The following is a 4,257-nucleotide window of genomic DNA, read 5'->3' as shown; positions in this document are numbered from 1 at the left end:
ACCGACGGCGGCACCGATCGCCGGCTCGTCGCCGGCTGGGAGGGGCGGTACTACGAGGACTTCGCGGTCGGCGACGTGTACAAGCACCCGTACGGGCGGACGGTGACCGAGACGGACAACGTCTGGTTCACCAACCTCTCGATGAATCTCAACCCGATGCATTTCAACGAGGCGTACGCCGCCGAGACGGAGTTCGGCGAGCGCCTCGTCGACGGCACCTTCGTCATCGCGCTGGCGGTCGGGATGAGCGTCATCGACGTGAGCGCCAACGCCACGGCGAACCTCGGCTACGACGAGATCCGCCACCACGCGCCCGTCTTCCACGGCGACACGCTGTTCGCGGAGTCGGAGGTGCTCGACAAGCGCGAGTCCGACTCGCGCGATCGCGTCGGCATCGTCACCACCGAGCTGCGCGCGTACAACCAGAACGACGAGCTCGTGCTCTCCTTGGAGCGCACGCCGATGGTCCTGAAACGCTCGCACGCGCAGCCGAGCGCGGCGCGGCCGACGGGGTGGCCGGCGGGGGTCGGCACCCAGCCGGAGGACCTGGAGTGACCCGGTCGCCCGGCGCTCGCGGCAACTCCGGCGCTCGCGGCAACCCCGGCGGCTACCCTCGAAGCTATCCCCGCCGACGGAGAACGGGCGGCCGATGGACCGCGCCGAGCGACGGATCGTCGCCTTCACCGCCGGCTCGCACGGGCTTGTCCACACCTACGAGCTCTCGATCCCGATCCTGCTGACGGTGTGGATCGCGGAGTTCTCGACGACCGCGGCCACGCTCGGCCTCGTCTCCACGGTCGGCTACGGGCTGTTCGGCGTCGGCGCGCTCCCCGGCGGCATCCTCGTCGACCGGTTCGGCTCCAAGTCGCTCATCCTCGCGTGTCTCGGCGGGATGGCCGCCTCGTTCCTGCTCGTGAGCGTCGCCCCGAACCTGCTCGCGCTCGCGCTCGCCATCGCCGTGTGGGGCGTCACCGCGAGCGTCTACCACCCCGCGGGGCTGTCGCTGATCTCCAAGTCGGTCGACCGCCGCGGGACCGCGCTCGGCTACCACGGGATCGGCGGCAACCTCGGCATCGCCCTCGGGCCGCTGGCGACCGCGCTGCTCCTCCTGGCGTTCGACTGGCGGGTCGTCGCGGCCGCGCTCACCGTTCCCGCCGTCGTCGTCGCCGCGTACGGCCTCACCGTCGACGTCGACGCCGCGCTCCCGGAGTCCGCGGTCGTCGACGGCGGCGGCGAGGGTTCGGCCGCCGCCGACGAAACGGGCGACGGCACCAAAGGCGAGGTGTCGCCGTCGACGATCGTCGACGACACGCGGGTCCTGCTCGCCGGCGGGTTCCTGATCGTGTTCGCGTTCGTCACGCTCAGCGGGCTCTACTACCGGACGTTCCTCACGTTTCTCCCGGACCTCCTCGGCGACGCCCTCGGCGGGTTGGTCGACGTCCGGCTCATCGATCCGGAGAGCCCGTACGCCGAGGAGTTCGACCTCGCGCGGTACCTGTACGTCGCCGTCCTCATGGTCGGTGTGCTCGGCCAGTACCTCGGCGGTCGGATCGCCGATTGGGTCCGCCCGGAGCGGGGACTGATCGCTCTCATGTCCGTCCTCGCGGTCCTCGCGCTGCTGTTCGTCCCCGCCGGCGCGACCACCGCGTCGTTCCTCGCGGTCTCGCTCGCGCTCGGAGTCGCGCTGTTCACCGTACAGCCGCTCTCGCAGGCGACGGTTGCGGCCTACTCGCCGAGCGAGGCGCGGGGGATCTCGTTCGGCTACACCTACCTCGGCATCTTCGGCGTCGGATCGCTCGGCGCCGCGCTCGCGGGGACGGTTCTCACCCGTGCGGGCCCCCGCGAGCTGTTCCTCGTGCTCGCCGTCATCGCGGTCGTCGGCGCGCTCGCGGCGGCCGCGATCTCCCGGTTCGCGACCCGGCGGGACTGACGACGCGGGTCGCGCGCGTCGGTCACTCCTCGGACCGGTGGTCGTCGCCTTCGGCGTGGTCGTCGCCCTCGTCGTGGTCACCTTCGCCGTGGTCGTCGCCTTCACTGTGGTCGTCGTCCCCGCCGTGGTCGTCGCCCTCGTCGGCCTCTTTGCCGACCGCTATCCGCACCGGGCCCTCGTCTCCGGGATCGTCGCCGCCGTCGTCCACCGGCGCGTGGTCCGGCTCGTCGCCGTCCGCGTAGTCGTCCAGCGTCGCCTCGCGGTGGTCGCCGCGCTCGCCCTCCAGTTCGCTCAGCGCGTAGCCGACGGCGTAGCCGGTCGATCCCCCGAGGAAGGCGCCGATCCCGGCGCCGATCGGGCCGCCCCGAGCCCACGAGCACCGCCCCCGTGAACCCGCCGACCGTGGCGGCTCGCTCCGCTTCTCGCTCGGCCCGCGTGCGGTCCCGGTCGGCGATCCGATCGGCGGCGTGGCCCTCGTCGTGGTCGTGATGGGTCATACCCGACGGTAGGGGCTCCGACGGTCTATACGCTTCGCCGATAAGGGACGAGGGGGGCGAGCGGAGCGATCAGACCGTGTGTTTCGCCTCTTCCGCGTCGTCGACGACCTCGATCCCGCGGTTGTTCACCGCGTGGGGGTCGAGCCCCTGCTCCTGCAGGAACTGCTTGTAGATGCGTTCGACCGTCTCGCCGTCCTTCTGTCGGTCGCTGGCGTGGTCGCACAGCTCCACGAGGTTCTCCGGCACGTCGTTCTCGTGGACGATCCAGTGGTTGATCGTGTCCGAGAGCCGGCGGATGGGCGAGGTGAAGTGGCCGTAGATGTCGAAGTTGAGCGCGTGATGGCCGCCGAACGGGTCGTTCATGTACTTCGCGCGGGGCATCACCTTCAGCACGGCGCGCTGGATCTTGTTGAGCTGCCGGCCGGGCGACTCCTCGAGGGCGGCGTTGACCGCCTTGCGCGGGTCGTCGCCCCACGCGCTACCCGGGATTGAGACCCCGTCGAGCTCCTGGATCTCCGTGAGCGCCTCGCTCCACTGGTCGGGGGTCGGCTGCGGGTGGACCCGGTACATGGCCTCGACGCCGCGGTCCCACATCAGGGTGTGCGTCACCGCCTTGTTCGCCTTCAGCATCGACTCCTCGATGATGGTGTGCGCGCGGTCGCGGCGCGGGTTCAGGACGAGCGAGCCGTCCTCCTTGCGCTGCTCGTGCATCCGGTCGGCGAGCTCGAAGGCGAGTTCGTTCTCCTCGCCGAGGGGGAGCGAGGGGTCCTCCAGCCGCTCCTCGCACTGCTTGTAGGTGAGCCGCTCGTCGGAGTTGATGACGGACTTGTAGATGTCGATGTCCTCGAACGAGAGCGTCTCGTCGTCGATCTCCATCTCGACGGTGTGCGCGAGCCGGTCCTCGTTGGGGACGAGCGAGCAGACCGTCTCGGCGAGCACCGGCGGGAGCATGTGGATCGTGTAGTCGGGCAGGTAGACGGTGTTCGCCCGCTTCACCGCCTCCTCCCACATCGCCGTGTCGGGCGTGACGTAGTGGGTGACGTCGGCGATGTGGACCCACAGCCGGTAGGCGCCCTCCTCGCGCTCGATCGAGATCGCGTCGTCGAAGTCCTGCGCGTCGACGGGGTCGGTGGTCCAGGTCGTGAGATCGCGGAGGTCCTCGCGCTCGTCGATCTCGGCTTCGATCTCGTCGTACACGCCCTCGGTCCGGGTCTCCGCCTCGCGGAGGACCTCGTTCGGGAACTCGTCGGGGATCTCGAACTCCTCGAACAGGTCCGCCCGCTTGTCGGCGAGGCGGTCCGCCAGCTCCGGCGTGATCGTCACGGGCCCCTGGTCCTCGGCGGACCCCGGTTTCGGCTCGTCGTCTGACATACCGGGACCAACGCGGGTCCGTTAGAAAGGCCTGTCGGGGGCGCAGGAGCGGCCGCGCCAGACCGGGGGCGGGAGTGTCGGAGGCGTCGCCCGCCTACCCGACAATCACGCCGAGGACCGGCGAGAGCGCGACCGCCGCGACCGTCAGCGAGACGAGCCCGAGAACGACCGGCACCGCCGACCGGCCCACCAGCCGGAGCGCGGTCCGGCGAGCGCTCGCGTCGCCGACCACGAACGGCGATCCGCCGGCGATCCGCGCTTTCACCTCGCCGACCGGAGCGTCCGGGAAGGCGGTCGCGTCGCCGACGACCGTCACGGCGTCGCCGGGGCGAAGAACGCGCTGGCGGTATCGACGCTTCGGGTCGCTTCCGACGGCTACCGGGCCGAGCTCCCACCCCGTCTCCGACTCATCCACCGCCTCCACCGCGTCCGTGAACCGGCGGACGCGGTGGAGGCGGT

General features: G+C 70.8%; 4 protein-coding genes and 1 pseudogene. 2 read left to right on the top strand and 3 right to left on the bottom strand.

Annotated features, from left to right (window positions below; genetic code table 11):
- Nucleotides 1-555 (top strand): MaoC family dehydratase (locus tag DJ73_RS18910; RefSeq protein ID WP_094558754.1); only part of this gene is annotated, 555 nt, incomplete at its 5' end.
- A gap of 94 nt (nt 556-649) precedes the next feature.
- Nucleotides 650-1,930: an MFS transporter gene (locus DJ73_RS18905; protein ID WP_094558753.1), complete on the top strand. Its 1,281-nt coding sequence runs from the start codon at nt 650-652 to the stop codon at nt 1,928-1,930.
- 22 nt (nt 1,931-1,952) lie between these two features.
- Here DJ73_RS18905 and DJ73_RS18900 read toward each other — a convergent pair whose 3' ends face one another.
- The 3 genes and pseudogenes from DJ73_RS18900 to DJ73_RS18890 all read right to left on the bottom strand — a co-directional run.
- On the bottom strand, nt 1,953-2,138 hold the full coding sequence (locus DJ73_RS18900) for a hypothetical protein (protein ID WP_094558752.1): 186 nt from the start codon (nt 2,136-2,138) through the stop codon (nt 1,953-1,955).
- A 358-nt stretch (nt 2,139-2,496) separates the two neighbouring features.
- Nucleotides 2,497-3,798: a ribonuclease R family protein gene (locus DJ73_RS18895; protein ID WP_094521901.1), complete on the bottom strand. Its 1,302-nt coding sequence runs from the start codon at nt 3,796-3,798 to the stop codon at nt 2,497-2,499.
- A gap of 94 nt (nt 3,799-3,892) precedes the next feature.
- Nucleotides 3,893-4,257: pseudogene (locus DJ73_RS18890) on the bottom strand (hypothetical protein); the annotation flags it as partial.

Origin of the sequence: Halorubrum sp. Ea1 (genome assembly GCF_002252965.1) — an archaeon.
Classification (GTDB): Archaea; Halobacteriota; Halobacteria; order Halobacteriales; family Haloferacaceae; genus Halorubrum.
Note: the sequence above shows the minus strand (reverse complement) of the source record. Positions and strands in the feature narration are given on the sequence as shown.

Coding starts and splice junctions, on each gene's coding strand:
- DJ73_RS18905 (WP_094558753.1), top strand. CDS start 650: ATGGACCGCGCCGAGCGACGGATCGTCGCCTTCACCGCCGGCTCGCAC.
- DJ73_RS18895 (WP_094521901.1), bottom strand. CDS start 3,798: ATGTCAGACGACGAGCCGAAACCGGGGTCCGCCGAGGACCAGGGGCCC.